The organism is Pseudarthrobacter sp. R1, assembly GCF_024494415.1.
Classification (GTDB): Bacteria; Actinomycetota; Actinomycetes; order Actinomycetales; family Micrococcaceae; genus Arthrobacter.
The window spans coordinates 1,249,524-1,274,963 of sequence record NZ_JAMKFI010000008.1; the positions used below are offsets into that span (position 1 = coordinate 1,249,524).

The following is a 25,440-nucleotide window of genomic DNA, read 5'->3' on the forward strand; positions in this document are numbered from 1 at the left end:
TTGAGGGCAGCAAGCACCGCCGCTGCCGCAGGGAACTCCGTCACTGCCCGGCCGGGCTGTTCACCATGGACAAGGCTGCGCGCTCCATGTAATCCCAGAGGGTTCCCTCGTACAGGGGCGGGAGTTCCAGTGCGTCCACAGCTGTGCGCATGTGGAAGAGCCAGCGGTCCTTGGCCTCCGGCGTCACCTTGAAGGGCATGTGGCGCATGCGCAGCCGGGGATGGCCGCGCTCTTCCCCATACGTGGTGGGGCCGCCCCAATACTGCTCCAGGAACATCAGGAACCTGCGCTTGGCGGGCACCAGGTCCTCTTCGGGGTACATCGGCCGCAGCAGCGGATCCGTCGCCACGCCGTCGTAAAAGACATCGATCAGCTTGACGAACGTTTCATGGCCGCCCACAGCGTCATAGAAGTTGTCGGTGTAGCCGGGCTGGCTGAACGGATCGTTCTGCATCAGCTGGCGGGGCCGCTGCGGTTCGATGGGGATGGTCATTGCTAGTCTCCGGCCTTCTGGTCCGTCTTTTTCGGTTCGGCGTGATCGGTGCCCTGGTCCGTGGTCCCGTCCGGCGACTCGTGCAGCGGCACGTAGTTGCCCTGTGAACGGTTGCCGACGCGGAGGATCTCGCCGTTCCGGAGGTACCAGATGGCGCCGTCGTCGGACCGTACGCGCGTGATGCGCAGGCCCATGGACTCCACCACACCAACAACCTCGCTGGTTTCGATCACATCGCCGATTCCGTACTGGTCTTCAATGGTAATAAAAATCCCGGCCAGGAAGTCGCGGATCAGCTGCTGGGCACCAAAACCGATGGCCACACCCAGGATGCCCACGCTGGTAAGGAGGGGGGTGATGTTAATGTCCAGGTTCTGCAGGACGTACATGCTGGTGATGACCACCACCAGCACACCGACGATGCTGTTCAGCAGCGACCCGATGGTTTCGGCGCGCTGCACCCGCCGCTCATGGTCCAGTGCCCGCAGGGCCGGTGCCGCCCATTTAAAGGTGGGCCTCTTGAAAAAATTGCTGCCTGCCGCCACGCGGCTGGTGATGCGGGAGATCACAAAAGTGGCAACCAGCCAAACGGCAACGCCCACGCCGAGGCTGATCACGATGCCCGTGATGCTGATGCCGTCCGGTTCGGTGGTGGCGGAAGGAATGATTGACAACATACTGACCATAGGGGGGAAGTACTCCTGGGGTTCGCCGGCGGTGCCGGGATGCGGGGGCCCGAGCGCCGGTTACGCCCGGCGCGGAAGGCTCTGTTCTCCTTCAACCCTAGCGCCGTAGCGTAGCCGCATGCGCATTCTTGTCCTGGGCGGAACCGCCTTCCTGTCCGCAGAAATCGTCCGCCAGGCAGTCGCCAGGGGGCACGAGGTAACCTGCCTCGCCCGCGGCTCGGCTGCTGATCCGCCAGGGGGAGCGGCGTGGCTGAAAGCCGACCGCTCGCTGGGCGCAGAAGCCTACGACGGCGTTGAGGGGGAGTGGGACGAGGTCATCGATGTCGCCCGCGATCCCGTGCCGGCGTCAGCAGCGCTGGACGCCCTCGCAGGCAGGGCAGCCCACTGGACATTCGTCTCCAGCTGCTCCGTCTACGCCGATGCTGCGGTGCCCGGCGCAGCCGAGGACGCCGCCCTCCTCCCGGCGTTGGCGCAAGGGACTCCTTCGACGCCGGAGAATTACGGTGAGTCCAAGGCCGCCATTGAGGCGGCAACCCTTACAGCGGCCAGCGGGAAGGCCCACCTGTGCCGTGCAGGCCTGATCGGGGGACCAGGCGACGGCTCGGACCGCTACGGTTACTGGCCCGCCCGGTTCGCCAGGGACAACAGCCCTGCCATCGTTCCGGATATAGCCGATCACGCAACACAGGTCATCGACGTACGGGACCTTGCCGCCTGGATCCTGCTTGCCGCGGAGCAGGGGATCACCGGGGCACTGAACGCGCTGGGGGACCAGGTCCCCTTCGGGGAGTACATCAGCGCGTCCAGGCAGGCGGCGGGCCATGACGGAGACGTGGTCCCCGCAGCCGGGGACTGGCTGGCGGACCAGGGCGTCAGCTGCTGGGCGGGGCCCGATTCGCTGCCGCTGTGGCTCCCGCCCGGGCACGAGGGGTTTATGGCCAGGAGCAACAAGGCCGCGGTGGACGGCGGCCTCCGGATTCGGCCGTGGCAGGAGACGCTGGCGGACACGCTGGCTGATGAACGCCGGCGCGGGCTGGACCGGCCCCGGAAAGCCGGCCTGGCGCCGGAAACGGAAGCGCGGCTGGTCGGCATCCTGCGCAACCGGGTGTGATCAACCCAGCAACGGCAGCAAAAGACAGCCGTGGTTAGCGCTGGCCGGCCACCGTGACGGGGGCATGCTCCACCGGGAAGTTCACGCTGCGGGCGATAAAGCACAACTGGTTGGCTTCATGGTGCAGCTGCCCTGCCAGCTCCAGGTGGCGCCCGTCCGTCACCGTCACCTGCGGGCGCAGCGTCACTCTCTCGAACTGGCCGCTGCCGTCCCGGTTCAGCTTCATCAGCCCGGTTGCCTCGTCGCGGTAGTCCGTCACCACGACGCCGTGCTTCACCGCCACATGCAGGAAGGACAGCATATGGCACTGGGCAAGGGCAGCCAGGAGGAGCTGCTCCGGGTTGTAACGTTCCCTGTCGCCGTGGAACGTGGGGTCGGCTGAGCCCTTGAGAGCCGGCAGCCCCGGAATCAGGACGTCGTGGTCCCGGGAGTAGCCCCGGTACGACGACGTTCCCCCGCCCAGGTTGCCGGTCCACTGGACGGTCAGTGCATAGCGGTGCTCGCTCAGCGTCACAATGCCGGCCCTGCCTCACCCGGAAGGACGTCAGCGGCGCGTGCGCGCAATGCCCGGGCGACGCCGTCGCGGTTTTCCAGCATCATCCGCCGAAGGGCGGCGCTCTGCGGCGGGAGCGCGGCCAGGAAGCCGTCGGTACGGTCAACGGTGGCCTGGGTGGTCAGCAACGCCGGGTAGAGCCCGACGACGATCTGCTGGGCCAGTGCGTGGGTGCGGGTTTCCACGATCCCCGGCACCGCCTCGAAATACTTCTCCGCGTACGGCTCCAACAGGGACCGGTCCAGGACCCGCATGAAGCCGGTCACCGCCGACCCCTGAAGGGCATTGGAGAGTTCGCCTTCGACCACAATCGAGTCCCAGGCTGCGGCCTTCGCCTCGGGCGTGGGGATCGCCGCCTTTGCCTGGGCAGCCGCGTTCTGGCCGCTGGAGGTGTTGTCCCGCTGCAGTTCGGCATCGATGCCATCCTGCGCCAGCCGGCCGCCCACCACCAGTGAAGTCACCAGTTCCCAGCGCAGGTCCTGGTCAACGGTCAGCCCGTCCAGAACCAGCGAGCCGTCAAGGAGGCCCGCCACTGTGTCCAGCTGGTTTCCACTTCGGGCCAGCAGTGCGAAGGATTTCACGAACTGCAGTTGCGCGTCCGAGCCGCCGGGCACCTCAGACGCGAGTTCCCACAGCCGGTCCGTTGCAGCCACAGCCGTGGCCTCGCGGTGCTCCTCGGCGACGTAGAAGTTCAGGGTGGTGGCCAATTGGCGGAGCTGGACCAGGATCACCGACGAATCGGTCTCCGCGGCCACATTGGCAAGGATCAGTTCCACGTAGCGCCGCGCCGGCGTTTCGCCGTCCCGGGCAGCATCCCAGGCGGAGTTCCACACCAGGGTCCGCGGCAGGCTTTGGCTGAAGTCCTTCAGGTGGGCGGTGGCGGTGGCAAGAGACTTCTCATCGAGCCGGACCTTGGCGTAGGCGAGGTCGTCGTCGTTTACGAGGATCAGGTCCGGCTGAGCCATGCCAACCAGTTCCGGAACCTCGGTGCGCTCGCCGTCAACGTCCAGTTCCTCGCGGTGCACCCGCTCGAGCTTGCCGGCGTCGTCCAGGTTGTAGAAGCCCACGGCGAGCCGGTGCGGACGGATGGTGGGCCACTCCTCGACGGCGGACTGCAGAACCGCAAAGGAAGTCAACCGCCCGTCGCTGTCCACTGCCAGCTCAGGCTTGAGGGTGTTCACGCCGGCCGTCTCCAGCCATTGCCGCCCCCATTCGTCCAGGTCGCGGCCGCTGGCTTTCTCCAGCTCCACCAGGAGGTCGCTCAGCTCGGTGTTCTGCCAGGAGTGTTTGGCGAAATACTCCCGGACGCCGGCCATGAACTGCTCCGGCCCCACCCACGCCACCAGCTGGCGCAGGACAGAGGCGCCCTTCGCGTACGTGATGCCGTCAAAGTTCACCTCAACGTCCTGGAGGTCGTTGATCTCGGCGAAGATCGGATGGGTGGTGGGCAGCTGGTCCTGGCGGTACGCCCATGACTTTTCCACCGAGGCGAAGGTGGTCCACGCGCTCGTGAAGGAGGTGGCTTCCACGGCCGCGAGGTGCGACATGTACTCGGCGAAGGACTCGTTGAGCCACAAATCGTTCCACCAGCGCATGGTCACCAGGTCGCCGAACCACATGTGTGCGAGCTCGTGCAGGACGGTGATGGCCCGGCGTTCGATCTGGGCGCCGGTGACCTTGCTGCGGAAGACGTAGCCCTCAAGGATGGTCACGGCCCCGGCGTTCTCCATGGCCCCGGCGTTGAACTCCGGAACGAAGAGCTGGTCGTATTTCTCGAAGGGGTAGGGGCAGCCGAACTGCGCCTCGAAGAATTCAAAGCCCTGCCGGGTCAGCTCGAAAATGTTCTCCGCGTCGAGGTACTGCATCAGCGACTTCCGGGCGAAGACTCCCAGCGGGATGACCCTGCCGTCAGAACTTGCCACCTCGCTGCGCACGGACTGGTACGGCCCGGCGATCAGGGCGGTGACATAGGAGGACAGGCGCGGAGTGGGGGAGAAGGACCACACGGAGCGGGCACCGCCGTCGTCCCCCGGGGTGGTTTCCGCCGGCACCGGGGTGGGGGAGTTGGAGATGACATCCCAGTGCGAGGGTGCGGTGACCGTGAAGGTGAAGGCAGCCTTCAGGTCCGGCTGCTCGAACACCGCAAACATCCTGCGCGAATCGGGAACCTCGAACTGCGTGTAGAGGTAGACCTCGTTGTCCACGGGGTCCACGAACCGGTGGAGGCCTTCGCCGGTATTCATGTACGGAGCATCCGCCACGATGGTGAGCTCGTTAGCCTCCGCGAGGTCCGGCAGCTGGATCCGAACTCCGTCCGAAACGGCGGCCGGATCAAGGCTGCGGCCGTTGAGCACCACACTGTGAACGGCGGCGGTGACGGCGTCAATGAAAGTGGAGGATCCCGGCCTGGCGGTGAACTTCACCGTGGTGGTGCTGCCAAAGACCTTTCCGCCGCGGGTCAGGTCGAGGCTGACATCGTAGGACTCGACGGAAATCAATTCGGCACGCCCGCTGGCTTCAGCGCGCGTCAGATTCATACCTGGCAAAGTGGGGCCTCCAGAATAAGTGCGTCAGCCGGCTGGCGATGCCCAGCGGCGGCACTGATCATTCTTGCATTCCTTCACCCCCGAACAAGTAGCGCCGCTCACAGTGGGTATGGACACTGGTGGGAAGCCATTGGCCGGCGGCGGGAGTAGCGTTAAAACATGGGGAAGTTCATGGAGTCGGTGGACACGAAGGCCCTGCGCTTCGTGGCGGGGTTCCCGGTGGTGGTTGGAGCCGCTTTCGTGGTCTGTGCTTTTTTGCTTCGGCCGGACCTTCCTGAGCCGCTCGCCATTCGATGGGATGACGACGGCGGCGCCGCCTTTGCGCCCTTTGCCACCTATGTCACTGCGGGTGCCCTGATGATTGTGGCCGCCGGCTGGCTGGTCCTCTCCCAGGCGCTGCCGGTCAGCAGGCCGGTTCCCATGCGGCGGATCATGATGGGCGCCGGATTGTTCCTGTGCCTCTTCGTTGCCACCGCCCTGGCTGCCGGACTCGTTGGCCAGACTGGCCTGGCAGATGCCCGCGAGTCCCGGGTGGACCTCACTGTCCTTGCGCTGGGAAGCGGGGCTGCCGTGTCCCTCGGGGTCATTATCGCCTTCGTCTACAAGGCGGACCAGCAATGGTCCCCCGACGACGACAAGGCCCTCCAGCTTGCCATCGCCAGGGAGCTGGACCCGGACCTGTCGCGGGACACTATCCGGCTCTGGGTCCATGCCCGCAGCTCTGTCTTTGTCATGATCGGCGTAGCCTCGCTGTTTCCTGCCGCGCTGATTGCCATCGCCGTGCCCTGGCTCGGAGTCCTGCTGGTGGTCCTGGCCGTCGTCGGCGCGGCTTTCCTCTGTGCCCGGATCAAGGCGGACCGGCGCGGACTCAAAGTCCTGCTGGCCGGCGTCGTGCCTGTTATGGATGTTCCGGCAGGCGCCATCTCGGCGGCGAACGCAGCCGATGTCCGCGCCGCGGACTATGGCGGCTGGGGCTACCGGCACCACAGCGGAACCGCCGCCATGCTGGTCAGCAGCGGCCCCGCCGTCGTGGTGAAAAAGACCGATGGGCAAAGCCTTGCGGTGAGCGGCGGGAGCCAGGCCTCCGCGGCGCGGCTGGCCGAGGTCCTCACGCGCGTGGCGGCACGGGCCCGCGGCGGCAGCGGCCCGTCCGCGGGCGGCCAGCCGGAGTCCTAGTATTCTTGTCCGTGTTGTTCACCCCGGCCTGCACCCTCCGTGCCGGCCGCCAGCGCCCACACCGAACGGATTCTGCTCGTGACTTCTTCCCCTGCCTTCCCGCGGGTACACATTGCCACCGACCACGCCGGCATGGAACTCAGCGCCCACCTGGTAACCCACCTGACGGCCAAAGGCTATGAGGTGGTGGACCACGGTCCGAAGGTCTACGACGCCCAGGACGACTACCCGTCGTTCTGCATCAATGCCGCCCTGGCCGTGGTCGCTGACCAGCAGGCCGGTGTCCACGCGTTGGGCATCGTGCTGGGCGGATCGGGTAACGGGGAACAGATTGCGGCCAACAAAGTGAAGGGTGTCAGGGCAGCACTGGCGTGGAACCACTCCACCGCCACCCTCGCCCGGGAGCACAACGACGCCAATGTGGTGGCTGTGGGCGGCCGCCAGCACACCGTGGAGGAAGCAACGGAGCTGATCGAAGCGTTCCTGGCGGAGCCCTTCAGCAACGATGAGCGCCATGTCCGCAGGATCGGCAAAATCGCCGCCTATGAAACTACCGGCGAGGTCATCGAGTAGTGCCGGAAGGGCATACCCTCCGGCGCCTGGCGCAGCAGTTCGGGGACGTTTTCGGCGGCCAGCGGCTCGCTGTATCCAGCCCGCAGGGCCGGTTCGCCGGGGGAGCCGCGCTGCTGGACGGACGCACCCTCGTTGCTGCCGAGGCCCACGGAAAACACCTGTTCCTGCACTTCGACCACTCGCTGGTGCTGCACGTCCACCTGGGCCTCTACGGGGCCTGGACCTTTGGCGGAGACAGCACTTTCGCAGGGTCCTCCAGCATCGGCGCTCCCCGCCGGGTGGGGGAGCAGGAAACCTTCGGTGGCGACGGCGGTGACTCCGGTGTGTACACCGGCCCGCCGGAGCCGGTGGGGGCCGTGCGTGTCCGGATCGTGGGCAGCAATGGCTGGGCGGACCTGCGCGGGGCGACGACCTGCGAAACCATTACGGTTGCCGAGGCCGATGCCGTGCTGGCCCGGCTGGGCCCGGATCCACTGGTCAACCGCCGGGGGGATGCCGGCCGGTTCGCCGCGAATCTGCTAAGCCGCAAAACCCCGGTGGCTGCGCTGCTGATGGACCAGAAGATCATTGCCGGAGTGGGAAACGTATACCGTGCGGAAGTCCTTTTCCGGCGGCGGATGGATCCGTGGCTGCCGGGCAGCGACGTTCCGGACACCGAGGCACGCAAGCTGTGGCGCGACGTCGTCTCCGTGATGGGCGACGGCGTCGCGGACGGCAGGATCATCACCACCACCCCCAGGTACTGGTCCGGAAACGGCAGGACGGCCAAGGCTGCGGCTGACGCAGCTGCGCTCAAGAGCGACAGCTTCCCGGCCAGGGAGAACGCCCACTTCGTCTATAAACGCAACGGGCTGCCGTGCCGGGTGTGCGGTACCACGGTGCTGATGGCCGAACTGGTGGCACGCAAGCTCTACTGGTGCCCGTACTGCCAGCAGTCCTAGACAGGGCGGACCTGGTTTACGGGTGCGCCGGACCGGGGCACTTCGACACGGACACACCGTCGGACGCGGCGGATCGCGGCTCTTGCGCCGTCAAAGCGCCCCGGGATGGCTTGCCTGCCTGGAGTCCTTCGGACGCCAAAAAAGGCCCCTCACTGAGGGGCCTTTTGATCTGTGGAGGGGACGACGGGAATCGAACCCGCGTAATCAGTTTGGAAGACTGAGGCTTTACCATTAAGCTACGTCCCCGAAAGAAGGTCCAGCTGCAGGGCCGTGAGGCGCTGGCAGTCTGGCAACTTCGGGCTGGCTGTTGAAGCCGGATATAACTAAACCTAATTCATGGGGTACGTGTCAAATGTGCAAACTTGGCGCGTATGACCGTAGACTTGCCTGTGCACTTACGGGGTGTAGCTCAGCTTGGCTAGAGCGCCTGCTTTGGGAGCAGGAAGTCGCAGGTTCAAATCCTGTCACCCCGACTCTGCGGCCCGGACCTGTCGGCCTGGACAAAACATTGCGTTTGCAGAAACCCATCCCACAAACCCAGGAGTACTTAGACCGTGAAGAGCGCTGTCGAGAACCTCACCCCCACGCGGGTCAAGCTCAATGTTGAGGTCCCCTTTGAGGAATTGAAGCCCAGCATCGACTCGGCCTACAAGACCGTTGCTTCGCAGATCCAGGTCCCTGGCTTCCGTAAGGGCAAGGTCCCCGCAAAGCTGATCGACCAGCGCGTCGGCCGCGGCTACGTCCTGGAGACGGCCATCAACGAAGGCCTCAACGGCTGGTACCAGGCTGCTGTCCAGGAATCCGGCATCCGTCCCCTGAGCCGTCCCGAGGTGGAGATCACCGAGGTTCCGGATCCCTCCGCCACGGATGGCGGCCTGAAGTTCGCCGCCGAGGTGGACGTCCGCCCCGAAATCGAACTGCCCGACTACGCCGGCATCCAGGTTGAGGTTGCTGCAGCCCAGTCCTCGGACGAAGACGTTGACAAGGCCCTCGACGAACTGCGCGGCCGCTTCGGCACGCTGAAGTCCGTGGAGCGTCCGGCTGCCGACGGCGACTTCCTCACCATCGACATCACCGCCACCATTGAGGGCGAAGAGGTGGACTCCGCTGCCGGCCTGTCCTACCAGGTTGGCTCGGGCACCATGCTTGAAGGCCTCGATGAAGCCGTGACCGGCCTCAGCATCGACGAGGACGCCATCTTCAACACCACCCTGGTGGGCGGCGACCACGCCGGCGAAGAAGCACAGGTCAAGGTGGTTGTGAAGGCCGTCAAGGAACGCGAGCTTCCTGAAGCGAACGACGACTTCGCCCAGCTGGCTTCCGAATTCGACACCCTTGCCGAGCTCCGCGAGGACCTGGCCAAGCAGGCCGCAGACTCCAAGGTCGTAGAGCAGGGCGTCGAAGCCCGCGACAAGGTCCTGGACAAGCTCGTTGAGCTGGTAGAGGTTCCCGTTCCGGATTCAGTGGTGGAAGAGCAGCTCGAAGCCCACTTCAAGGAGGGCAACGGCCACGGTGAAGGCGAGCACGACACCGAGGAGCACCGTGAAGAGGTCCGGGCCAACACCGCCCGCGCTTTCCAGAACGAGATCATCCTGGACGCCATTGCGGAAAAGGAAGAAGTCAACGTCAGCCAGAACGAGCTGATCGACTACATCGTCACTACTGCGAGCCAGTACGGCATGGACCCCAACCAGTTCGCCCAGATCATTGATCAGAGCGGCCAGGTCCCCATGATGGTTTCCGAGGTCCGCCGCCGCAAGGCACTGGCAGTTGTCCTGGGCCAGGCCACGGTGACCGACACCGAGGGCAAGGCTGTTGACCTCAGCGACTTCGTCCGTCCCGGCGGCGAAGAGGAAGCTCGCGCCGTAGACGCCGAAGAAGCAGCAGTAACCGAAGCACCTGAGGCTGCTGCTGAGGAAGACAAGGCAGAGGCCAAGGCCTAATACCTCGCTGTAGACGCAGTACCTCGCTGTAAGCGCAGTACTGAGCTGTAAAGCAGTGTGAACGGCCCCCGGATCAGGCGATCCGGGGGCCTTTTGCATTGGTTCAGGCCATGTCCCCGCAAGGGGCCTGCCGATCGTGCGCCGTCAGCGAACAGCCCATGGTGCGCGAACAAAACGTCGGTGAAACCGGTTAGTGTCCAAGTAGTGATTTTCAGTGATGTCACCGTCACCAGCGAGAGGTAAGTACACATGTCACAGCACGCAGAGGCCCCCCGGATGGCTACTGTCGATCCTGCAGCCCAGGACAACTACATCTACAACCGCCTCCTGAAGGAACGGATCATCTGGCTGGGCTCAGAGGTGCGTGACGAGAACGCCAACGCCATCTGCTCGCAGCTGCTCCTCCTGTCCGCGGAGAACCCGGACAAGGACATCTACCTTTACATCAACTCCCCGGGCGGATCCGTCACGGCAGGCATGGCCATCTACGACACCATGCAGTTCATCCCGAACGACGTCGTCACCGTCGCCACCGGCCTTGCCGCTTCCATGGGGCAGTTCCTGCTTTCCTCCGGCACGAAGGGCAAGCGGTACGCCACGCCGAACGCGCGCGTGCTGATGCACCAGCCCTCAGGCGGCATCGGCGGCACGGCCTCGGACATCAAGATCCAGGCCGAACTCATCCTTCACATGAAGAAGGTCATGGCGGAACTGACGGCAGAGCAGACCGGCCAGACCGTCGACACCATCCTCAAGGACAACGACCGCGACAAGTGGTTCACCGCCACCGAAGCGCTCGAATATGGTTTCTTCGACAAAATCGCGGCGCACGCAGGCTCTGTTGCCGGCGGCGGCGGCACGTCGTCGAACGGTACCTCGGGCGAATCAGCCTCCGAGAAGTAAACCGGCACAAGAACACTCAGATCAGGAGCAAAGAAAATGAACTACAACTTCGGGTGGTCCGCCGGTAATCTTCCGTCCAGCCGCTATGTCCTGCCCCAGTTCGAGGAGCGCACGCCGTACGGCTTCAAGCGCCAGGACCCGTACACCAAGCTCTTCGAGGACCGCATCATCTTCCTCGGCGTACAGGTGGACGACGCCTCCGCAGACGACATCATGGCGCAGCTGCTGGTCCTGGAATCCACGGACCCGGACCGCGACATCACGCTCTACATCAATTCGCCGGGTGGCTCCTTCACGGCCATGACGGCCATTTACGACACCATGCAGTACATCCGCCCTGAGATCCAGACCGTGTGCCTGGGCCAGGCGGCCAGTGCAGCTGCTGTCCTGCTGGCGGCCGGCACGCCGGGCAAGCGCCTGGCCCTGCCGAACGCGCGCGTCCTGATCCACCAGCCGGCACTGTCCGGCGGCCAGGGCGGCCAGGCCTCCGACCTTGAGATCCAGGCCGCCGAGGTCATGCGCATGCGTTCCTGGCTTGAGGACACGCTGGCCCACCACTCGGGCCGGACGTCGGAGCAGGTCAACAACGATATCGAGCGTGACAAGATCCTGACCGCGGAAGAAGCCCAGGTGTATGGCCTGATCGACCAGGTCCTGGATTCACGCAAGATCAAACCGCAGGCCATCACCAGGTAGCGGTAAAGTAAAGCGCCGGTGGCGCCAATCATTTGGCTCCACCGGCCTTTTCCTTCCACCCTCGGGAGCGAATGTGACCTAGAGTGGATGTTGTCACAACCGGTCCACGCAGGCTGGTGGAGATTCCAGCAACGGTGCAAGGCTGCCTGGCAGCAAGATACTAAGGGGTTCACTTATGGCTCGGATTGGCGAGAGCACGGATCTGCTGAAGTGCTCTTTCTGTGGAAAGAGCCAGAAGCAGGTGCGCAAGCTCATTGCCGGGCCCGGTGTCTACATCTGTGATGAATGCATTGAGCTTTGCAACGAAATCATCGAAGAGGAACTGGCGGAGGTTGCCGACCTTGGCAGCTTCGAGCTTCCCAAGCCGCGCGAAATCTTCGACTTCCTGCAGGAATACGTCATCGGCCAGGAGCCTGCGAAACGGTCCCTCGCTGTTGCCGTCTACAACCACTACAAGCGGATCCAGGCCGGCCACGCACCAAAGTCGGGAAGCCTGGCCGAAGGCGGCCACCACGACGACGTTGAAATCGCCAAGTCCAACATCCTCCTGATCGGCCCCACCGGCTGCGGCAAGACCTACCTGGCCCAGACCCTCGCCCGCCGCCTGAACGTGCCGTTCGCCGTCGCTGATGCCACCGCCCTGACCGAAGCAGGCTACGTGGGCGAGGACGTGGAGAACATCCTCCTCAAGCTCATCCAGGCCGCGGACTACGACGTCAAAAAGGCCGAACAGGGCATCATCTACATCGATGAGATCGACAAGATTTCCCGTAAGAGCGAGAACCCCTCCATCACCCGCGATGTTTCGGGCGAAGGTGTCCAGCAAGCGCTGCTGAAGATCCTGGAAGGCACCGTGGCCTCGGTACCTCCGCAGGGCGGGCGGAAGCACCCGCACCAGGAATTCATCCAGATCGACACCACCAACGTCCTGTTCATCGTTGCCGGTGCCTTTGCCGGCCTCGAGGAGATCATCGGCTCCAGGTCCGGACGCAAGGGGATCGGCTTCGGCGCACCGCTCAATGACGCCAGCAAGAAGATCGACTCCTATGGCGAAGTGATGCCGGAGGACTTGCTGAAGTTCGGCCTCATTCCCGAATTCATCGGCCGGCTCCCCGTGATCACTACGGTGTCCAACCTGGACCGCGACGCCTTGATCCAGATCCTCTCTACCCCCAAGAACGCCCTGGTGAAGCAGTACCAGAAGATGTTCCAGATCGACGGCGTGGAACTGGTGTTTGATGACACCGCCCTGGATGCCATCGCGGAGCAGGCGCTGGAACGCGGCACCGGTGCCCGCGGCCTGCGGGCCATCATGGAGGAAGTGCTGCTTCCCGTGATGTTCGACCTGCCCAGCCGGGAGGACGTAGCCAGCGTGGTCATCACGGAGGACGTCGTCCTGAAGGGCGCGGAACCAACCATGATCCCGCATGTCGCCAAGCGCCGGAAGTCTGCCTGATAATCTTGCGCAACACACCGTCAGATGCGGCTGCCCCCTGCGCGGCCGCCTGCCACCTGAAGGAGTAACCCCTATGACTGACACTGCACGGAACAAGGCCGATTTCTGGTTCGATCCGCTCTGCCCCTTCGCCTGGATCACCTCGCGCTGGATCGGCGAAGTGGAGGTTGTCCGCGATATCGAAACCGTCTGGCATGTCATGAGCCTCGCCGTCCTGAACGAGGGCCGCGACCTGGAACCGGCGTACCGCGAGTCCATGGACAACGCCTGGGGCCCGGTGCGCGTCATCATCGCCGCGCAGCAGGAACACGGCCAGGAAGCGGTCAAGGCGTTGTATGACGCCATGGGTTCGCTCATCCATGAGCGCGGCGAAAAGGACCGTTCCGTTGTCATCACCAAGGCGTTGGCGGAATGCGGTCTTCCCGCCGAGCTGGCATCCGCCGCCACCACTGACGCTTTCGATGGCCAGTTGCGCGCGAGCCACGAGGAAGGCATCTCGCTGGTGGGCCAGGACGTCGGAACGCCTGTGGTGGCCTTCAACGGAACCGCGTTCTTCGGACCGGTCCTCACCCGCATCCCGCGCGGCGAAGAGGCCGGCAAGCTGTGGGACGCCACCACCGCCCTCGCGTCGTACCCGCACTTTTTCGAACTGAAGCGCAGCCGCACCGAGCGGCCCGAATTCAGCTAGGACTGCTCCACGTGCCGGTCCGGCAGCACAGAGGGAGCCCCGGTAGAACTACTCGTTTGTAGTTCGGCCGGGGCTCTTGCGCTTGCAGAGGGGCAGGACAAGAATGGTCTTTACCCACTTCGAAAGAAGCGGGACGCAGAAACCAAAGATTCAGTGATATGTCTTCGACGCAGCCATCGGCAAAGTCAGAAGCAAGCTACCAGTGACGAGGTAGGAAGACCTGAAGATCCGAGGATTCTGCCAGACCATCAAAGACGTCACCGGGATGGCCGAAAAGTCGAAGCCCCACCAACGGCAAAACGCTGATGGGGCTTCCCCTTTGCCCTAAAACGGGCGGCAGTACGGTCAGGCCTGGGCGGGTTCCTCCGTGGTGGCCAGGGCGACGTCGCTGACAGCCAGGTCGCCGTCGCCTACCAACAGCGTGATTTCCCGGGCATTCGATGCGGCCTTGAGGTCGGCCAGCCCGGCCTTCAGCTGCGTGGTGAGCGCCTCGGACGCCGTGATGGTCGCGGAGAGGACCTCGGTACGCTGCTTGACCTTCGCTTCGGACTTCGCCTTGCGGACGCCACTGAGGGCAACACCCACGGTTGCAAGCATCGTGGTGTCACCGCCCGGAACGTCCAGCGGTGCGGGCCACTGGGCGCGGTGGACAGAACCGGTGCGCCACCATCCCCAGACCTCTTCGGTGGCAAAGGGCAGGAACGGCGCGAACAGGCGCAGCAGGGTATCCAGGGTGGTAGCCAGTGCTGCGAGGACGGAAGCCTGTTCGGCGTCGCCCGCGGCGCCGTAGGCCCGGTCCTTGATGAGCTCCACATAGTCGTCCGTGAACTGCCAGAAGAAGCTTTCGGTGATCTGCAGTGCGCGCGCATAATCGTAGTTCGCGAACGCCTTGGTGGACTGGGCCACAACCTCCGCGAGCTGGGCAAGGACGGCCCGGTCCAGCTGGTTGGTCAGCACCGAAAGGTCACCGGACAGCACTGACGCCTCCGTGGCGCCGAGGTTCAGCACAAACTTCGAGGCGTTCAACAGTTTGATCGCAAGACGCCGGCCGATCTTCATCTGCGCAATCTCGTAGGCGGTGTCTGCCCCGAGTTTGGCTGAGGCAGCCCAGTAGCGGACGGCATCGGAGCCGTATTCCTCCAGCACGTCGGTAGGTACCACCACGTTGCCCTTGGACTTGGACATCTTTTTGCGGTCGGGGTCCAGGATCCAGCCGGAAATGGCAGCGTGCTTCCACGGCGCACAGTTTTCCAGGGCATCGGCACGCACCACGGAGGAGAAAAGCCAGGTCCGGATGATGTCGTGGCCCTGGGGCCGGACGTCAAAGGGGAACACCTTGGCGAACAGGTCCTCGTCGCGCTTCCAGCCGCCCACGATGTTGGGAGTCAGCGATGAAGTGGCCCAGGTGTCCAGGATGTCGGCGTCGCCGGTAAAGCCGCCGGGAACATCGCGCTGCGCTTCGTCGAACCCGGGCGCGGCGTCGGCGGCGGGGTCTACGGGCAGCTGCTCATCGAATGGGACGATGGGGGAGTCGTAGTCCGGGTTTCCGTCGGAATCCAGCGGGTACCAGACGGGGATGGGCACGCCGAAGAAGCGCTGGCGGGATACCAGCCAGTCACCGTTCAGCCCGGAAATCCAGTTCTCGTACCGTGAACGCATAAATGCGGGGTGGAAGTCGATTTCCTGCCCGCGGGCGATAAGCCGCTCCCGGCGGTCCTCGTCGCGGCCGCCGTTCCGGATGTACCACTGGCGGGACGTAACAACTTCAAGGGGCTTGTCACCCTTTTCGTAGAAGTTCACGGGGTGCATGATCTTCTTCGGCTCGCCCTCCAGCAGGTCGGCGACGGTGAGGAGTTTCACCACCTCTTCCTTCGCGCTGAAGACCGTCTTGCCCGCAATCGCGGCGAAGGCTTCACGGCCAATATCCGTGGTGATCCACTCGGGAGCCTCGCTGACGATCCGGCCGTCCCGGCCCACGATGGCGCGGGTCGGAAGCTGCAGTTCGCGCCACCAGGTGACGTCAGTCAGGTCACCGAAGGTACACACCATCGCGATGCCGGAGCCCTTGTCCGCTTTGGCCAGCGGGTGCGCCTTAACCTCAACCTCAACGCCGAACACGGGGGACGTGACCTTCTTGCCGAACAGCGGCTGGTACCGTTCGTCGTCGGGATTCGCCACCAGTGCGGCGCACGCCGCGAGCAGTTCGGGACGGGTGGTTTCGATGTAGATCCGCTCCCCGTCCTCGGTGAAGAACGGGTAGCGGTAGTACGCCCCGGGCACCTCGCGGTCCTCCAGTTCGGCCTGCGCCACTGCCGTACGGAACGTCACGTCCCAGAGCGTCGGCGCTTCGGCCATGTACGCGTCACCGGCGGCAAGGTTGGCCAGGAAGGCGCGCTGTGAGACGGCCCGCGAGTTGTCGTCGATGGTGCGGTAGGTGAGTTCCCAGTCCACGGACAGGCCAAGGGTCTGGAAGAGGTTTTCGAAGACCTTCTCGTCCTCGACAGCAAGCTCTTCACACAGCTCGATGAAGTTGCGGCGGGAGACGACGTCGAAGTCCCGCTGGTTCTTCGCAGGCTGCGCCGGCGGCTGGTAGCCGGGGTTGTACGGGATGGAGGGATCGCAGCGGACGCCGTAGTAGTTCTGTACGCGGCGTTCGGTGGGCAGGCCGTTGTCGTCCCAGCCCATCGGATAGAAGACGTTCTTGCCGGTCATGCGCTGGTAGCGGGCCAGCACGTCGGTCTGCGTGTAGGAGAACATGTGCCCCACGTGCAGCGATCCGGACGCGGTGGGAGGGGGAGTGTCGATCGAGTAGACCTGTTCCCGGGTGGTCTCCCGATCGAACTTGTAGGTCCCTTCGGCCAGCCAGCGCCGCGTGAGGGCAGCTTCGAGGCCCTCGAGGGCAGGTTTGTCCGGAACGTTGATGGGGGCGGTGGTGGGCGTGTCTGTACCCTGCGTGTGTTCAGCCATCCGACAATTGTTTCATGGACCGGCCCTTCCGCCGGTCGGCTGCCTCTCCGGTGCCGCCAGGGTCCCCGTGCGTCATGGGGCGGCGTGCTGCGGGTGCCTGCCGCTAGGGTGGTGCCATGACTCAGGACTTCCAGAAAAAGGCAGCTTTGGTGACCGGCGCGAGCAGCGGAATCGGGGAGGCAACAGTCCGCGCCCTGGCAGCGCAGGGGTGGACAGTGTTTGCCGTGGCCCGCCGCGCAAAACGTCTCGCCGCCCTCGAAGCCCAGACGGGCGCCGTCGGAATTCCTGCCGACATTTCCGAGGACGACGACGTGTCCCGGCTGCTTGCCCGGGTGACGGAAGCCGGGGGAATAGACACCCTGGTCAACATCGCCGGCGGCGCCCGGGGCGCCGACACCCTGGGCAAGGCGAGCACCGAGGACTGGGAGTGGATGTACCGGGTCAACGTGCTGGGCACCATGAAGCTCACCCGGGCGTTCCTGCCGATGCTCCGTGCACACGGCGAGGGAACCGTGCTGAACCTGACCTCCACTGCCGCGCTGGCTCCATATGAAGGCGGAGGCGGCTACAACGCTGCGAAGTCTGCCCAGCAGGCCATGACCGGGGCGCTGCGGCTGGAGGAAGCGGAGAACAACGTCCGCGTCATCGAAGTGGCTCCGGGGCTGGTGTACACGGAGGAGTTCGCGCTGAACCGGCTTGGTGACAAACAGGCCGCCGAAAAGGTCTACCAGGGCGTGGAGAAGCCGCTCACGGCAGAAGATGTGGCGGAAGTGGTCCGGTACGCCGTCACTGCCCCGCATCACGTCAACCTGGACCAGATCGTGATCCGCCCTGTGGCGCAGGCCGCAAACCACAAACTGATCCGTAAGGGCTAGGAAACCTTGACTTCAAGTGTTGCCACCACTGCCGCATGGTCGGTCCCGCGGATCCGATGGACCGAGTAATCCCGCCCCGCAACATCGGGACTGGTGACCAGGTGGTCCAGCGTGACGCCGGGAAGCAGGTACCCCCGTGTTGGCCACGTGGGGACCAACCGGCTTCCCAGCGCCGATGCCACATCCACCAGCTTGCGGCGGCCGGTGGAGCCGTCCAGCAGGCTGCGGAACTCCCAGTGGTCATAAGTCGCATTGAAATCGCCGGCCAGCAGCAGCGGTCCGGAACCGGTATCGATCCGGGCAAGTTCCCTGAGGTCGCTGCGCCACTTCTCCACGCCGTCGCCCACAGGTGCTACAGCGTGTACGGCCACCACCCGCACGGCTGCACCATCCCGGGCGTCGCCGAGGTCAAGGCTGGCAACCGGCATGGTGAACTGGGTATCCGGCAGCACGCCGGACTCCCTCAATCCGAAGGAGGAATAGATAGCGCTCCCGCCGGCCCCTTCTTTGGGATGGGAAACCCGGTGCGGAAGCAGTCCGTCCAGCCCTGCGGCGGACAGCCTGGTTGCCAGTTCCGGTGTATATTCCTCCACCACCAGCAGGTCCACGTTCCGGTCCCGGACCAGGGCAACGATGTCGTTTACGTCCGCACCACCCACCTCCGCATTGATGGTCATGGCAACGAACGTAGTCGTGGTTCCGGCAGCTTCGGCGGCAGGCTGCCGGATGTCCAGCGGGAAAAGCCAGAACGACTGGAACGCAATCAGGACCAACACCACTACACGCTGCCAGCGGCTCCGCCCCAGGAAAGCCAGGACCAGTGACGCTGTTGCCGGCACCGCAAGCCACGGCGTAAAGGCTAGGAGCTGCACCACAAGCACCGGCCACTCCACCGGCACGGCACGGAAGACCGACATCACCGCCACAGGCAGGGCGGCCGGAAGGAACAGCCACCGGGACACAGCGGATGTGCGCGTCCCTCCGGCGGGGCGGACGGAAGCTGTCATGAGGTGAGTCTAGGCAACGGCGTTCCCTGCGTCAGCCCCGCTGCCGGGAATGGCAATGGGCGCCGCGGAAATAGTAGACTTGAGAGTGGCTATGACCCGGCTATCACCGGTGAGCTTCCGGAAGAACGCGCCAACCGCCTCCCAGGCGGGGGCGTCAGTAGAACCGGACGGGTAAGCCCGTCACAGCAGTAATGAGAGGCCGGAGCAGGCACGTTCCCAGGGAACTGGCAGCGCCGGTAAGTGAGGTGGTACCGCGGTGAGCGTGGGGTCCAAAGGACACCACGGCAGCCGTCCTCGCATCCTGAACGGAACTGTCCGGCGCAAGCCGGCAGTTCGCCAAGCTCAACCCAGGATGTCGAGAATGACGTATTACCCCAAGGCCTCAGCCTCTACCAGTGGCACCTCTTCCAGCCGCAACGCGGGTGTGTCCGCTTCCGTGAAGTTCCCGGAAATCGAAGAGCGCATCCTCAAATACTGGGACCAGGACGGCACCTTCCAGGCCAGCATCGACCAGCGCAGCGCGGACGCCCCCGGCGGCGAACCCGGCAGCAACGAGTTCGTGTTCTACGACGGCCCGCCGTTCGCCAACGGCCTGCCGCACTACGGCCACCTGCTGACCGGATACGCCAAGGACCTCGTGGGCCGCTACCAGACCCAGCGCGGCAAGCGCGTGGAGCGGCGCTTCGGCTGGGACACCCATGGGTTGCCGGCAGAGCTGGAAGCCATGAAGCAGTTGGGCATGACGGACAAGACCCAGATCGAAGCCATGGGCATCGACAAGTTCAACGACGCCTGCCGCGCTTCCGTGATGAAGTATGCCGACGAATGGCGCAGTTACGTCACCCGGCAGGCACGCTGGGTGGACTTCGACAACGACTACAAGACCCTCAATGTCGAGTACATGGAGTCTGTCCTCTGGGCGTTCAAGCAGCTCCACGAAAAGGGCCTGACCTACAACGGCTACCGTGTACTGCCGTACTGCTGGAAAGACGAAACCCCCCTTTCCAACCATGAGCTGCGCATGGATGACGACGTCTACAAGAACCGCCAGGACCAGACCGTTACGGTGACCTTCCCCATCACCGCAGGGGAGTCCGAACTGTCCCGGCAGCTCGACGGCGTCCAGGCGCTCGCCTGGACCACCACGCCCTGGACCCTTCCCACCAACGCCGCGCTCGCCGTCGGCCCCTCCATCACCTACGCCGTGCTGCCCGCCGGCCCGAACGGCATCAAGGCCGCCTCCGCGGACGCGCCCGTCAGCGGCAGCTTCCTGCTTGCCGCGGACCTGCTGGGCAGCTACGCCAAGGACCTGGGCTACGACGATGTCGAGGCAGCACAGGCCGCCGTTGTGTCCACCCACTCGGGCGCGGAGCTGGAAGGCCTGGTTTACCGGCCGCTGTGGCAGGACTTCGCCGACAACGAAAAATACGGCATGGAGAACGCGTGGCGGATCCTCGTGGCCGACTATGTCACCACCACCGACGGCACCGGCATCGTTCACCAGGCACCCGCCTACGGCGAGGACGACCAGAAGGTCTGTGAAGAGGCCGGCATTCCGGTGATCCTGTCCGTCGACGAGGGCGCCAAATTCCTCCCGCTCTTCAAGCACGGCGACCTGCACGACATCGTCGGCCTGCAGGTCTTCGAAGCCAACAAGCCCATCACCCAGGTGCTGCGCGCCCAGGGCCGCCTGGTCCGCCAGGCCAGCTACGAGCACAGCTACCCGCACTGCTGGCGGTGCCGCAACCCGCTGATCTACCGGGCCGTGTCCTCCTGGTACGTGGAGGTCACCAAGTTCAAGGACCGCATGTCTGAGCTGAACCAGGAGATCAACTGGATCCCCGGCAACGTCAAGGACGGCCAGTTCGGCAAGTGGCTGGAGAACGCCCGCGACTGGTCCATCAGCCGCAACCGCTATTGGGGCAGCCCCATCCCCGTGTGGCAGTCCAGCGACCCCGAATACCCCCGCACCGACGTGTACGGCTCACTCGCCGAGATCGAGGCGGACTTCGGCCGGCTCCCGCTGAACAAGGACGGGCAGGTGGACCTGCACCGGCCGTTCATCGACGAATTGACGCGGCCCAACCCGGACGATCCCCGCACGCCCGAAGAGGGTCAATCGGTGATGCGCCGCGTCGAGGACGTGCTGGATGTCTGGTTCGACTCCGGCTCCATGCCGTACGGCCAGGTGCACTACCCGTTCCAGAACGAAGCCTGGTTTGATACCCACAACCCGGCCGACTTCATTGTGGAGTACATCGGCCAGACCCGCGGCTGGTTCTACATGCTGCACATCCTCTCTACGGCCCTGTTCGACCGGCCGGCCTTCCGCAACGTCATCAGCCACGGCATCGTACTCGGTTCGGACGGGCAGAAGATGTCCAAGAGCCTGCGCAACTACCCGGACGTCTCCGAGGTGCTGGACCGCGACGGCTCGGACGCCATGCGCTGGTTCCTGATGTCCAGCCCCATCCTCCGGGGCGGCAACCTGGTGGTCACCGAACAGGGAATCCGCGACGGCGTCCGCCAGGTGATCCTGCCGCTGTGGAACGTGTACAGCTTCTTCACGCTCTACACCAACGCCTCCAACGGCGGGGAAGGCTACGACGCGAAGCTCCGCTACGACGGCTACGCCGACACGCTGGACCAGTACCTGCTGGCCAACACTGGCGACCTGGTGCGGAACATGACCGCGCAGCTGGACACCTACGACATCTCCGGGGCCTGCGATGAACTGCGCAGCTACCTGGACATGCTCACCAACTGGTACGTCCGCCGGAGCCGCCAGCGGTTCTTCGACGAGGACCAGGACGCCTTCGACGCCCTGTTCACCGCACTGGAAACTGTTACCCGCGTAGCTGCGTCCCTCCTGCCGCTGGTCTCCGAGGAAATCTGGCGCGGGCTCACCGGCGGCCGCTCCGTGCACCTGGCCGACTGGCCGGATGCGGACCTGTTCCCGGCCAACCCCGACCTGGTGCAGGCCATGGACAAGGTCCAGCAGATCTGCTCCACCGGTTCCTCGCTCCGCAAGGCAGCGAACCTCCGCGTCCGCCTGCCGCTGCAGGAACTCACGGTAGTGGCACCCGGTGCTGACGCGCTGGGCGGTTTCGCCGCCGTCGTGGCCGATGAGCTCAACCTGCGTTCGGTCCGCCTGCTGGACGCAGCCACGGCCTCCCCGGAGGAGTTCGGGATCCAGCAGAAGCTGGTGGTCAACGCCCGCGCTGCCGGTCCGCGCCTGGGCAAAAACGTCCAGGCAGCCATCAAGGGCGCCAAGTCGGGTGACTGGTCGGTTGACGAGAGCGGGGCGGTAACAGCCGGGGGACTGCAGCTTGAACCGCAGGAGTACACCCTGGAAACCGTCGTTGCAGAGTCCGACGGCGGTGCTGCCGCTGCCAGTAAGGCCGTCGCGGTGCTGCCCGGCGGCGGCTTCGTGGTCCTCAACACCGAGGTCACCCCGGAGCTGGAGGCCGAAGGCTTGGCCCGTGACATGGTCCGCTCCATCCAGCAGGCCCGCAAGGACGCCGGACTGAATGTGAGCGACCGGATCCGGACCAGCATCACGGCGGCCCAGGATGTTGTGGACGCTTTGAAAGCCCATGAAAGCCTTCTTGTCAGCGAAACCCTCACCGTGGAGCTTGGTTTGTATTCCAGCGGCGATGGCACGGAGCTGCAGATCGCCGTCGAAAAAGTAGAGGCCTAATCCATGACTGACGAATTTTCCGTTGAGAGCGTCTACGCCGAACTGCTGGGCCGGGCGCCGGAAAACAAGATGGAACCGCGGCTTGCCCCGCTGTTCCGGGCGATGGACGTGCTGGGGGAGCCGAACAAGGCCTTCCCGATCATCCACGTCACCGGAACCAACGGCAAGACGTCCACCGCCCGCATGATCGAATCGGTCCTGCGGGCACACGGCCTGAGCACCGGGCGGTACACCAGCCCGCACCTGTCCAAGGTCACCGAACGCATCAGTATTGACGGGCATCCGGTATCCGATGAGACGTTCGTCCGGATCTGGGACGAAATCCGCCCGTACCTGCAGATTGTGGACTCGGAGCTGGAGGCCGACGGGCAGCCACGCCTGACGTACTTCGAATGCCTCACCATCCTGGGCTTTGCGATCTTCGCCGACCAGCCCGTCAACGTGGCAGTCATCGAAGTGGGCCTGGGCGGCATCACGGATGCCACCAATGTGGGGGACGGGCAGGTTTCGGTGGTGACCCCCATCTCCCTGGACCACACTGACCTCCTCGGTGACACCACCGAGGACATCGCCTACGAAAAAGCCGGCATCATCAAGCCAGGCGGCTACCTCATCAGCGCAGCCCAGCCGCTGGACGCAGCCCAGGTCCTGCTGGAGAAGGCCAAGGACGTGGGCGTGCCCTTCAAGTTCGAGGGAGTGGAGTTCGGCGTCGAATCGCGGACCGTGGCGGTGGGCGGCCAGATGGTCACCATCCAGGGCATTGCAGGGCGCTACCCGGATCTGCTCGTGCCGCTTCACGGAGCCCACCAGGCGCAGAATGCGGCAGTGGCAGTGGCTGCACTCGAAGCGTTCTTCGGCGGCGAAAAGGAACTCGGATTCGACGTACTGCAGGAAGGCTTCGCCGAGGTCACCTCCCCGGGCCGGCTTGAGGTGGTGCGCACGGCACCCACCATTGTGGTTGACGCCGCCCACAACCCCGACGGAGTCAAAGTGTCCGCAGCCGCCCTCCAGGAGGCCTTCACCTTCACCAGGCTGGTCCCGGTGGTGGGAATCCTTAAGGAAAAGGACGCCGAGGAGATCCTCCGCCAGCTCAAGGAGTCCCTCGGCGGGATGGCTGAGGAGTACTGCTTCACCCAGTCGAACTCCCCGCGGGCCGTCCCTGCTACCGAACTCGCAGAGCTCGCCATCGACCTCGGTTTCGGCGAGGACAACGTGCACGTCGCGGAGAAACTCGACGACGCCCTGGAATGGGCCGTGGAACGCGCCGAGGCAAACGACGACCTTTCCGGCGGCGTGCTGGTGACCGGTTCCATCACCTTGGTGGCCGAGGCGCGGATCCTGCTCGGGAAGACGGAGGCGTAGGCGATGGCCAAGCTGACCAAAGCCCAGCGCGAATGGCGGCCCGGCATGCCCAAAAAGCGGCGTTCCACCAAGGTGCTGTTCGCTTCCACGGTGCTGCTCCTGGAAGCCTTCGTGATGTTTTTTGCCACGCTCGCGGTGTTCGGGCTGCGCCGCGGGGAGTTCCCGCCTGCGGTGATCCTCGGCGTTGGCATCGCCCTGAGCGTCGTGATGGTCGTGGCCTGCGCCTTCCTCACCAAGCCCTGGGGCATCGGGCTCGGGTGGATCCTTCAGCTCGTCCTGATCCTCACCGGCATCTTCGAGCCGGCCATGTTCCTGGTGGGCGGCCTGTTCGCTGTGGCCTGGTGGTACGGGATCCGCACCGGAATTCGGCTGGACCGGGAAGCCGGGCAGCGGGCCCGCGAGCAGGCCGAATGGGAAGCCGCCCATCCGGACCAGGCCGCCCGGCCCGGCCAGCAGCCTCCATCCCCGTAAACAAAGTCCCCGTAGACTTGACCCGAAATCCCTTACCAACGCATTGGAGCAGTTGTGACTACTGAGCGCACCCTCGTCCTGATCAAGCCCGACGGCGTCGCCCGCAACCTCACGGGGGCCATCCTGGCCCGGATCGAAGCCAAGGGCTACACCCTGGCCGAGCTGAAGAAGGTCGACGCCTCACGTGAGCTGCTGGAGCAGCACTACGAGGAGCACGTCGGCAAGCCCTTCTACGAGCCCCTGGTGGAATTTATGCTCTCCGGCCCTGTGGTGGCAGCCATCTTCGAAGGCCACCGCGTCATCGAAGGCTTCCGCTCCCTGGCCGGCACCACCGACCCCACCACGGCAGCGCCCGGCACCATCCGCGGCGACTTCGGCCGCGACTGGGGCCTGAAGGTCCAGCAGAACCTGGTCCACGGCTCCGACTCCACCGATTCCGCTGAGCGCGAGATAAAGATCTGGTTCCAGGCCTAGTTTCACCGGGTACCGACAGATAAGGCCGATGTTCGTAAAGAACATCGGCCTTAGCTGTCACTCCATGCGGTTTGGGAGGCGGGGTCAGAACCCCGAGGTCCCGGCGAAAACCTGGATGAAGGCGAAGAAGATCGTGGCGATGACGGCCACGTAAAGAAGCGCAGTGATGATCCACCCGGAGTCGCCCAGGATTCGGGCTGCGTTGTCCGGCATCGGAATCACCCCGGCGGTGACGTTCCGGATGGTTACCCAGACGAACAGGGGAATCATTGCCGCCCAGACAATCATGCAGAACGGGCAGAGGATGTGGATGTCGTAAAGCGCCTGGGACCACAGCCACACCACAAAGGCGAAACCGAGCGTGACCCCGGCCTGCAGGCCTGCCCAGTACCAGCGGGCAAAGGTTGCGCCGGCGAGTAGGGACATGCCCACGGTGATGATGACGGCGAAGGCCACGATGCCGATGAACATGTTCGGGAAGCCGAACAGCGAGCTCTGCCATGTTTTCATCACGTCGCCGCAGGAAATCCAGGGATTCACGTCGCACACCGTGGTGTGGTTGGGATCCTGAAGCACCGCAAGCTTTTCCAGCACCAGGGTTCCGGAGGCGAGCCAGCCGATGGCCCCCGTGATCACCAGCAGCCAGCCGAAGGGCCGGTTACGGGTCATCGCCGGGACAGTTGCTGCTTCCCTTCCTGCCGGATCGCTGTGGTGGTTCAGGCTCCGTTCCTGGGCAGGGGTGCCGCTGAGGGGGGAGATGCTGGGCATTGGTGTGGCGTCCTTTTCATCCGGTGCTCCTTGCCTGATTGTAACGCCGGA

21 protein-coding genes and 2 tRNA genes are annotated in these 25,440 nt (G+C 64.7%); 15 read left to right on the forward strand and 8 right to left on the reverse strand.

Going from position 1 to position 25,440, the window contains the following annotated elements:
• Nucleotides 1-40 precede the first annotated feature (40 nt).
• Together M8J71_RS16770 and M8J71_RS16775 are read right to left on the reverse strand one after the other, a co-directional pair.
• Nucleotides 41-493: a globin gene (locus M8J71_RS16770; RefSeq protein ID WP_163164093.1), complete on the reverse strand. Its 453-nt coding sequence runs from the start codon at nt 491-493 to the stop codon at nt 41-43.
• Nucleotides 494-495: 2 nt separating this feature from the next.
• Complete coding sequence (locus tag M8J71_RS16775) at nt 496-1,179, reverse strand: mechanosensitive ion channel family protein (protein WP_256248879.1); 684 nt, start codon at nt 1,177-1,179, stop codon at nt 496-498.
• A 118-nt stretch (nt 1,180-1,297) separates the two neighbouring features.
• On the opposite strand from M8J71_RS16775, the gene M8J71_RS16780 reads away from it, so the two are divergent.
• Nucleotides 1,298-2,290, forward strand: coding sequence for an epimerase (locus M8J71_RS16780; protein WP_256248880.1), 993 nt, complete (start codon nt 1,298-1,300; stop codon nt 2,288-2,290).
• A gap of 34 nt (nt 2,291-2,324) precedes the next feature.
• Here M8J71_RS16780 and M8J71_RS16785 read toward each other — a convergent pair whose 3' ends face one another.
• Together M8J71_RS16785 and pepN are read right to left on the reverse strand one after the other, a co-directional pair.
• Complete coding sequence (locus tag M8J71_RS16785) at nt 2,325-2,804, reverse strand: OsmC family protein (protein WP_256248881.1); 480 nt, start codon at nt 2,802-2,804, stop codon at nt 2,325-2,327.
• A complete protein-coding gene (pepN, locus tag M8J71_RS16790; protein WP_256248882.1) occupies nt 2,801-5,380 on the reverse strand; it encodes an aminopeptidase N in 2,580 nt (859 codons plus the stop codon). Before pepN ends, M8J71_RS16785 begins: the two co-directional genes overlap by 4 nt.
• Nucleotides 5,381-5,548: 168 nt before the next feature.
• Here pepN and M8J71_RS16795 point away from each other — a divergent pair, with 168 nt between their 5' ends.
• The 3 genes from M8J71_RS16795 to M8J71_RS16805 all read left to right on the forward strand — a co-directional run bounded on the left by M8J71_RS16795 (nt 5,549) and on the right by M8J71_RS16805 (nt 8,079).
• Nucleotides 5,549-6,565, forward strand: a complete 1,017-nt coding sequence (locus M8J71_RS16795; RefSeq protein ID WP_256248883.1) for a hypothetical protein — start codon at nt 5,549-5,551, stop codon at nt 6,563-6,565.
• Between the two features lie 78 nt (nt 6,566-6,643).
• On the forward strand, nt 6,644-7,138 hold the full coding sequence (locus M8J71_RS16800) for a ribose-5-phosphate isomerase (RefSeq protein ID WP_256248884.1): 495 nt from the start codon (nt 6,644-6,646) through the stop codon (nt 7,136-7,138).
• Nucleotides 7,138-8,079 carry an Fpg/Nei family DNA glycosylase gene (locus tag M8J71_RS16805; RefSeq protein WP_256248885.1) on the forward strand — a complete coding sequence of 314 codons (942 nt, stop codon included), beginning with the start codon at nt 7,138-7,140 and terminating at the stop codon, nt 8,077-8,079. The genes M8J71_RS16800 and M8J71_RS16805 overlap by 1 nt, the downstream gene beginning before the upstream one ends.
• Nucleotides 8,080-8,251: 172 nt before the next feature.
• On the opposite strand, the gene M8J71_RS16810 is transcribed toward M8J71_RS16805, so the two are convergent.
• Nucleotides 8,252-8,325, reverse strand: a tRNA-Gly gene (locus M8J71_RS16810).
• Nucleotides 8,326-8,477: 152 nt separating this feature from the next.
• Here M8J71_RS16810 and M8J71_RS16815 point away from each other — a divergent pair.
• The 6 genes from M8J71_RS16815 (at nt 8,478) to M8J71_RS16840 (ending at nt 13,765) form a co-directional block, all read left to right on the forward strand.
• Nucleotides 8,478-8,552, forward strand: a tRNA-Pro gene (locus tag M8J71_RS16815).
• Nucleotides 8,553-8,633: 81 nt separating this feature from the next.
• The gene (tig, locus tag M8J71_RS16820) at nt 8,634-10,022 is read left to right on the forward strand and encodes a trigger factor (RefSeq protein WP_256248886.1); all 1,389 of its coding nucleotides are present in this window, start codon (nt 8,634-8,636) and stop codon (nt 10,020-10,022) included.
• Between the two features lie 276 nt (nt 10,023-10,298).
• Nucleotides 10,299-10,925, forward strand: a complete 627-nt coding sequence (locus M8J71_RS16825; RefSeq protein ID WP_163164168.1) for an ATP-dependent Clp protease proteolytic subunit — start codon at nt 10,299-10,301, stop codon at nt 10,923-10,925.
• 36 nt (nt 10,926-10,961) lie between these two features.
• On the forward strand, nt 10,962-11,621 hold the full coding sequence (locus M8J71_RS16830) for an ATP-dependent Clp protease proteolytic subunit (RefSeq protein WP_013601337.1): 660 nt from the start codon (nt 10,962-10,964) through the stop codon (nt 11,619-11,621).
• A gap of 175 nt (nt 11,622-11,796) precedes the next feature.
• On the forward strand, nt 11,797-13,077 hold the full coding sequence (clpX, locus tag M8J71_RS16835) for an ATP-dependent Clp protease ATP-binding subunit ClpX (RefSeq protein ID WP_163164084.1): 1,281 nt from the start codon (nt 11,797-11,799) through the stop codon (nt 13,075-13,077).
• Nucleotides 13,078-13,150: 73 nt separating this feature from the next.
• Nucleotides 13,151-13,765 (forward strand): mycothiol-dependent nitroreductase Rv2466c family protein, encoded by a 615-nt coding sequence (locus M8J71_RS16840; RefSeq protein ID WP_256248887.1) that lies wholly within the window; start codon nt 13,151-13,153, stop codon nt 13,763-13,765.
• 345 nt (nt 13,766-14,110) lie between these two features.
• Here the strand turns inward: M8J71_RS16840 and valS are convergent, their stop codons facing one another.
• Nucleotides 14,111-16,732, reverse strand: coding sequence for a valine--tRNA ligase (gene valS / locus M8J71_RS16845; RefSeq protein ID WP_256248888.1), 2,622 nt, complete (start codon nt 16,730-16,732; stop codon nt 14,111-14,113).
• Between the two features lie 116 nt (nt 16,733-16,848).
• Between valS and M8J71_RS16850 the strand changes: the two genes are divergently transcribed.
• Nucleotides 16,849-17,607, forward strand: coding sequence for an SDR family oxidoreductase (locus M8J71_RS16850; protein ID WP_256248889.1), 759 nt, complete (start codon nt 16,849-16,851; stop codon nt 17,605-17,607).
• On the opposite strand, the gene M8J71_RS16855 is transcribed toward M8J71_RS16850, so the two are convergent.
• Complete coding sequence (locus M8J71_RS16855) at nt 17,604-18,614, reverse strand: endonuclease/exonuclease/phosphatase family protein (protein ID WP_256248890.1); 1,011 nt, start codon at nt 18,612-18,614, stop codon at nt 17,604-17,606. The two genes, M8J71_RS16850 and M8J71_RS16855, sit on opposite strands and share 4 nt — an antisense overlap.
• Nucleotides 18,615-18,975: 361 nt before the next feature.
• Between M8J71_RS16855 and ileS the strand changes: the two genes are divergently transcribed.
• Genes ileS through ndk form a run of 4 tightly spaced genes read left to right on the forward strand, consistent with a single transcriptional unit; the run spans nt 18,976 to nt 24,621 of the window.
• Nucleotides 18,976-22,314 (forward strand): isoleucine--tRNA ligase, encoded by a 3,339-nt coding sequence (gene ileS, locus M8J71_RS16860; protein WP_256248891.1) that lies wholly within the window; start codon nt 18,976-18,978, stop codon nt 22,312-22,314.
• 3 nt (nt 22,315-22,317) lie between these two features.
• Entirely contained in the window at nt 22,318-23,676 is a 1,359-nt protein-coding gene (locus tag M8J71_RS16865; RefSeq protein ID WP_256248892.1) for a bifunctional folylpolyglutamate synthase/dihydrofolate synthase, read from the forward strand.
• Between the two features lie 3 nt (nt 23,677-23,679).
• Nucleotides 23,680-24,147, forward strand: a complete 468-nt coding sequence (locus tag M8J71_RS16870; RefSeq protein WP_256248893.1) for a DUF4233 domain-containing protein — start codon at nt 23,680-23,682, stop codon at nt 24,145-24,147.
• Between the two features lie 54 nt (nt 24,148-24,201).
• Nucleotides 24,202-24,621: a nucleoside-diphosphate kinase gene (gene ndk, locus M8J71_RS16875; RefSeq protein WP_104998214.1), complete on the forward strand. Its 420-nt coding sequence runs from the start codon at nt 24,202-24,204 to the stop codon at nt 24,619-24,621.
• Between the two features lie 84 nt (nt 24,622-24,705).
• Here ndk and M8J71_RS16880 read toward each other — a convergent pair whose 3' ends face one another.
• Entirely contained in the window at nt 24,706-25,389 is a 684-nt protein-coding gene (locus M8J71_RS16880) for a vitamin K epoxide reductase family protein (protein ID WP_256248894.1), read from the reverse strand.
• Nucleotides 25,390-25,440 lie beyond the last annotated feature (51 nt).

Coding starts and splice junctions, on each gene's coding strand:
- M8J71_RS16870 (WP_256248893.1), top strand. CDS start 23,680: ATGGCCAAGCTGACCAAAGCCCAGCGCGAATGGCGGCCCGGCATGCCC.
- M8J71_RS16795 (WP_256248883.1), top strand. CDS start 5,549: ATGGGGAAGTTCATGGAGTCGGTGGACACGAAGGCCCTGCGCTTCGTG.
- M8J71_RS16830 (WP_013601337.1), top strand. CDS start 10,962: ATGAACTACAACTTCGGGTGGTCCGCCGGTAATCTTCCGTCCAGCCGC.
- M8J71_RS16825 (WP_163164168.1), top strand. CDS start 10,299: ATGGCTACTGTCGATCCTGCAGCCCAGGACAACTACATCTACAACCGC.
- M8J71_RS16850 (WP_256248889.1), top strand. CDS start 16,849: ATGACTCAGGACTTCCAGAAAAAGGCAGCTTTGGTGACCGGCGCGAGC.
- M8J71_RS16770 (WP_163164093.1), bottom strand. CDS start 493: ATGACCATCCCCATCGAACCGCAGCGGCCCCGCCAGCTGATGCAGAAC.
- ileS (WP_256248891.1), top strand. CDS start 18,976: ATGACGTATTACCCCAAGGCCTCAGCCTCTACCAGTGGCACCTCTTCC.
- M8J71_RS16775 (WP_256248879.1), bottom strand. CDS start 1,179: ATGGTCAGTATGTTGTCAATCATTCCTTCCGCCACCACCGAACCGGAC.
- M8J71_RS16840 (WP_256248887.1), top strand. CDS start 13,151: ATGACTGACACTGCACGGAACAAGGCCGATTTCTGGTTCGATCCGCTC.
- M8J71_RS16855 (WP_256248890.1), bottom strand. CDS start 18,614: ATGACAGCTTCCGTCCGCCCCGCCGGAGGGACGCGCACATCCGCTGTG.
- valS (WP_256248888.1), bottom strand. CDS start 16,732: ATGGCTGAACACACGCAGGGTACAGACACGCCCACCACCGCCCCCATC.
- M8J71_RS16880 (WP_256248894.1), bottom strand. CDS start 25,389: ATGCCCAGCATCTCCCCCCTCAGCGGCACCCCTGCCCAGGAACGGAGC.
- pepN (WP_256248882.1), bottom strand. CDS start 5,380: ATGAATCTGACGCGCGCTGAAGCCAGCGGGCGTGCCGAATTGATTTCC.
- clpX (WP_163164084.1), top strand. CDS start 11,797: ATGGCTCGGATTGGCGAGAGCACGGATCTGCTGAAGTGCTCTTTCTGT.
- M8J71_RS16780 (WP_256248880.1), top strand. CDS start 1,298: ATGCGCATTCTTGTCCTGGGCGGAACCGCCTTCCTGTCCGCAGAAATC.
- M8J71_RS16865 (WP_256248892.1), top strand. CDS start 22,318: ATGACTGACGAATTTTCCGTTGAGAGCGTCTACGCCGAACTGCTGGGC.